Source organism: Actinomadura sp. HBU206391, assembly GCF_014323665.1.
In the GTDB taxonomy this organism is placed as follows: Bacteria; Actinomycetota; Actinomycetes; order Streptosporangiales; family Streptosporangiaceae; genus Actinomadura_C.
Genome location: NZ_JABVEB010000381.1, coordinates 1 through 4091, shown reverse-complemented (window position 1 = coordinate 4091; position 4091 = coordinate 1). Strand labels below are relative to the sequence as shown.

The 4091-nt window shown below is 74.7% G+C and carries 6 protein-coding genes; 2 read left to right on the top strand and 4 right to left on the bottom strand.

Going from position 1 to position 4091, the window contains the following annotated elements:
* Together HKK72_RS36815 and HKK72_RS36810 are read left to right on the top strand one after the other, a co-directional pair.
* Window positions 1-904, top strand: a 904-nt coding sequence (locus HKK72_RS36815) for a sensor histidine kinase (protein WP_187239015.1), incomplete at its 5' end; no start/stop codon positions are given.
* A complete protein-coding gene (locus HKK72_RS36810; RefSeq protein ID WP_187239014.1) occupies window positions 895-1539 on the top strand; it encodes a response regulator in 645 nt (214 codons plus the stop codon). The genes HKK72_RS36815 and HKK72_RS36810, both read left to right, overlap by 10 nt.
* Here HKK72_RS36810 and HKK72_RS36805 read toward each other — a convergent pair.
* From HKK72_RS36805 to HKK72_RS41850, 4 genes are all read right to left on the bottom strand, one after another.
* Window positions 1524-2042: a hypothetical protein gene (locus HKK72_RS36805; RefSeq protein WP_222721613.1), complete on the bottom strand. Its 519-nt coding sequence runs from the start codon at window positions 2040-2042 to the stop codon at window positions 1524-1526. The genes HKK72_RS36810 and HKK72_RS36805 overlap by 16 nt on opposite strands.
* Entirely contained in the window at window positions 2039-2869 is an 831-nt protein-coding gene (locus HKK72_RS36800) for a DUF692 domain-containing protein (protein ID WP_187239013.1), read from the bottom strand. Before HKK72_RS36800 ends, HKK72_RS36805 begins: the two co-directional genes overlap by 4 nt.
* Window positions 2866-3789: a TIGR04222 domain-containing membrane protein gene (locus tag HKK72_RS36795; RefSeq protein ID WP_187239012.1), complete on the bottom strand. Its 924-nt coding sequence runs from the start codon at window positions 3787-3789 to the stop codon at window positions 2866-2868. The genes HKK72_RS36800 and HKK72_RS36795 overlap by 4 nt, the downstream gene beginning before the upstream one ends.
* A gap of 105 nt (window positions 3790-3894) precedes the next feature.
* A partial coding sequence (locus HKK72_RS41850) for a hypothetical protein (protein ID WP_261987552.1) occupies window positions 3895-4091 on the bottom strand: 197 nt, incomplete at its 5' end.

Genomic DNA, 4091 nt, shown 5'->3' with positions numbered 1-4091 from the left:
TGCGCTCGTATACCTCGCCGTCCGCTGGCCGGTCGGCCTGCTGGGCGGCCTCGTGCTCCTGCTGCTGGCCTGGGGGGCGGTCACCGCCACCGGCGTCGCGGTGGCGTGGGCGATCGGCCGGAGGCCGGACGGCATCGAGCCCTCCTTCTCCATCGTCTTCTACTTCACGGTCGTCGACATCCTGATGCTCTTCCTCGTCATCCAGGGCATCCAGGGCACCGCCGCGCTCGACCGGACGCTGGCGCGGCGCTTTCTCGGGCCGAGCCCCCGCGAGCTGCTCGAACGCCGGATCTCCGAGCTCTCCGACAGCCGATCGGGGATCATGGAGGCGGTGGACCAGGAACGCCGCCGGATCGAGCGGGACCTGCACGACGGCGTACAGCAGCGTCTCGTCGCGCTCGGGCTGCTGATCGGGCGGGCGCGCCGCGCGCGCTCCCCCGAACAGGGCGAAGAACTGCTCCGGCAGGCGCACGACGCCTCGCAGCGGCTCCTCGGCGACCTGCGCGAGGTCGCGTGGCGGGTCTATCCCACGGCGCTGGACTCCCTGGGACTCGAGGAGGCGCTCGCCGGGGTGGCCGAACACTCCGGCGTACCGGTCCTGATCCGCTGCGACCTCGGGGCGAGGCCGGGCCGGCAGGTCGAGACCGCGGCGTACTTCGTGGTCTCCGAGGCGGTGACCAACGCGGCCAAGCATTCCGGTGCCGGGCTCATCACCGTGGGCCTCGCGCGCGCGGACGGCATGTTGGTCGTACGCGTGCACGACGACGGCGCCGGGGGCGCCGACCCCGAGGGCGGCGGCCTGTCCGGGCTGGCCCGCAGGGTGGCGGCGCTCGACGGGCGGTTCCGGGTCGACAGCCCTCCCGGCGGCCCCACCACCGTCGTCGCGGAGCTGCCGTGCGGTTGATCCTGGCCGAGGACTCGGTGCTGCTGCGGGAGGGGCTCATCCGGCTGCTCGCCGAGGAGGGCCACGAGGTGATCGCCGCGGTCGGCGACGGGGCCGCGCTGATCGAGGCGGTCCAGGCGGCCCGGCCGGACGTCGTGGTGGCCGACGTCCGGATGCCGCCGTCCCACACCGACGAGGGACTGCGCGCCGCGCTGGAGATCCGCCGGCGCTGGCCCCGCGTGGGCGTCCTCGTCCTCTCGCAGTACGTGGAGAAGCGTTACGCCACCGAGCTGCTCACCGCCGACACCGAGGGGGTCGGTTATCTCCTCAAGGACCGTGTCATGCAGGTGGAGGAGTTCCTCACCGCCCTGGAGCGGGTGGCCTCGGGCGGGGCGGCCTTCGATCCGGAGGTCGTCAGGCAGCTGCTCGCGCGCACCACCCGGGTCGATCCGCTGGGCAGCCTCACACCGCGAGAGCGCGACGTGCTCGACCACATGGCGCAGGGCCACACGAACGCCGGTATCGCGGCGCGGCTGCACGTCTCCCAGAGCGCCGTCGAGAAGCACATCAATGCGATCTTCGACAAGCTCGGGCTGGCGCACGCCACCGGCTACAGCCGTCGCGTCCTCGCCGTCCTCCGTTACCTCGGGACCTGAGGCCGCCTCGGGCGCACCACCGCCGCGCGCCCGAACACCTGCACGATCACGCCCCCGGGCAGCCGGCCGATCGCCACGCGGCGGCGCCGCGGCGGTCCGTCCGGCCGGTAGGACCAGTGGGCCTCGCATCCGGCGAGCTCGGCGACCGCGGCCGGCGGCAGGTGGGCGCGCCGCGACCGGGCGAACTCCCACCCGTCGAGCCAGGAGCCCCGCGAGGGGGTTCCGGCGGCCCAGTCCGCGAACACGGGCGCCCATCGCCCGCCGTAGGCCGCGGCCATCCGGGGCCATGACCGGGCCACCTCGCCGGCCCGCTTGTTCAACAGCGCCCTGGCCGCGACCGCGACCCGCGCCGCGTCGAAACCCGGCGGCGGCTCGTCCCCCGCCACCAGCGCCCGCACCAGCCGTTCCTGCGCGGCGGCCAGTTCCTCCCGCGGCGTGAACGGCTCCTCCCGCGGCGCGGGCGGGGGGTCCGGTGTCACGTCGGGCGTCGCGGGAGGGGTCATGTGATGTGCGCGAGCCCGGCGGCGTCGGCGATGGCGTCGAGCTCGGCCCTCAGCTCACCGGCGGGCGGATACCGGCCGTCGCGTTCCAGCAGCAGCCCGGGAGGTTCTCGTCTGGCGCACAGCTCGGAGACCAGCGCCAGCACCTCACGTGGCACAGGGTCGGTGTGGGTGTCGTGGTAGAGCCCGTCCCGCTCGGAGCCGCCCGCGACGTGGACGTAGGCCACGCGCTCCAGCGGCAGCGCGTCGAGCAGGTCGAGCGGGTCCTCGCCGCGGTTACGGGCGTTGGCGTAGACGTTGGCGATGTCGAGCAGCAGGAGCACGTCGGTACGGGCCAGCAACTCGGTGAGGAAACCGGCCTCGTCGTAGTCCTCGTCCGGCCAGTCGAACAGCGTCGCGATCGGCTCGACCGCCAACGGCACGGGCAGCTCCGCGCAGGTGCGGCGGATGTTGTCGGTGAGCGCGTCGAGCGCCGCGCGGGTCCGTGGCACGGGCAGCAGATGACCGGCCTCGATCCCGCCCGCCCGCACGAACGCGATGTGCTCGCTGACCAGCGGCGCGCCGAACAGCTCCGCGCACTCGGCGAGGTGCGCGACGCGGTCGTCGTCGACCGGTTCCGCGCCGCCGAGCGACAACCGCACTCCGTGGGGGACGATCCGAGCGCCGCGGTCGCGCAGCGCGAGCAGTTCGCCGGCGGGGTGTGCGGAGTGCACCGATTCCGCGATCACCTCGGTGAACCGCAGCCCTGGCAGGCCCGCGACGAAACCCGCGATGTCCGGCCGCCAGCCGATGCCGACACCGAGGCCGCCGGACGGCGTCGAGACGCTCACCCGCCGCACCCTCCGCCACCACCGCAGCCGCCCCCACCACCGCAGCCGCCCCCACCACCGCCGCACGAGCCGCCGGACGCACAGGCATACCCACCGCCGTAACCTCCGCCGCCCTGCGCCCCGAGGTGTCGGCCGACCTCCGCCTCCGCGGCGAAGGCCGGGTCGATGCCGACCAGCGCCGGCATGCCGAACAGCGCGACGCCGAGCGCGGCGCCGCCCGCCCCGTAAACGGCCCACGCCGGGTTCTTCGATGGATCGAGGTAGGCGTGTTCGGCGCGGGCGTCACGCAGAGCGGCCCGTCCCGCCCGGGTCACCCGCGGGACGCCGACGAAGAACAGGGCCAGGGCGGCGAAGGCCACAAGCGACAGCGACAGCAGGAGGAGGCCGATCGGCCTCCCGTTCTGCGCGCCGGCAACGACCCGGACCACGCCGAGGGCGAAGAGCAGACCGAGAGGCAGCCCGGCGAGACGGACTCCCATCCGCTCCGCCTCGGTGTGCGCGAAGCCGTCTCGCTGGAGCGTCGTGCGCACTCCGTCGAGCGACTGCCGCACGTGGTACTCGGACACTAGATGCCGGACCCGCGCGGACCCGCGTCGCCGGATGGCCGCCAGCAACGCGCCGGCGACCGGCTCGTCCGGCGTGGGCGGCCCGTCCACGGCTCGAACGTGCCCCCGACCGACCACTGCGACGGCCCCACTCGCCCGCAGTTCCGCGAGAGCGGTGAGAGCCGCCATGCCCGGCCCGCCGGCCACGTAGGCCAGCTCGACCGGCCTGAGCGAACGCGATGTGGCACCGCCTTCGCCCACGCGCCGGCGCAGGACCAGCGCCAGCACGACCACTGTGACGGCCGCGACCACGTACATCGTGATGAACAGCGGGCCGGAGATGCCCCAGGTGTCACCTCGCGCAGCGATCAGCACGGTGTTCTCCCGCCGCCGAAGGTCGGGGGCCGGGCCCCGCAACCCGGCCCCTCATCTGATAGATGCCGGAGGGCCGCGATCGGTTCACACTCCCGCGCGACAAAATCACCGACTTCGCGCTCCATCTCGGTGCGTCCCGGCCGGGGCGTCCCCGGCAGGGCCGGTGTCCGGCCGCCGGCCGATACCGGCGCCCCGGCGGCCGGCCGGCAGTCCGGGTTCACCCTCCGCCCCCGCCGCAACCGCCCCCGCCCCCGCCGCAACCTCCGCCGCCGCCACCACCGCCGCCGTCACCGCCGCCGCCG

Coding starts and splice junctions, on each gene's coding strand:
- HKK72_RS36805 (WP_222721613.1), bottom strand. CDS start 2,042: ATGACCCCTCCCGCGACGCCCGACGTGACACCGGACCCCCCGCCCGCG.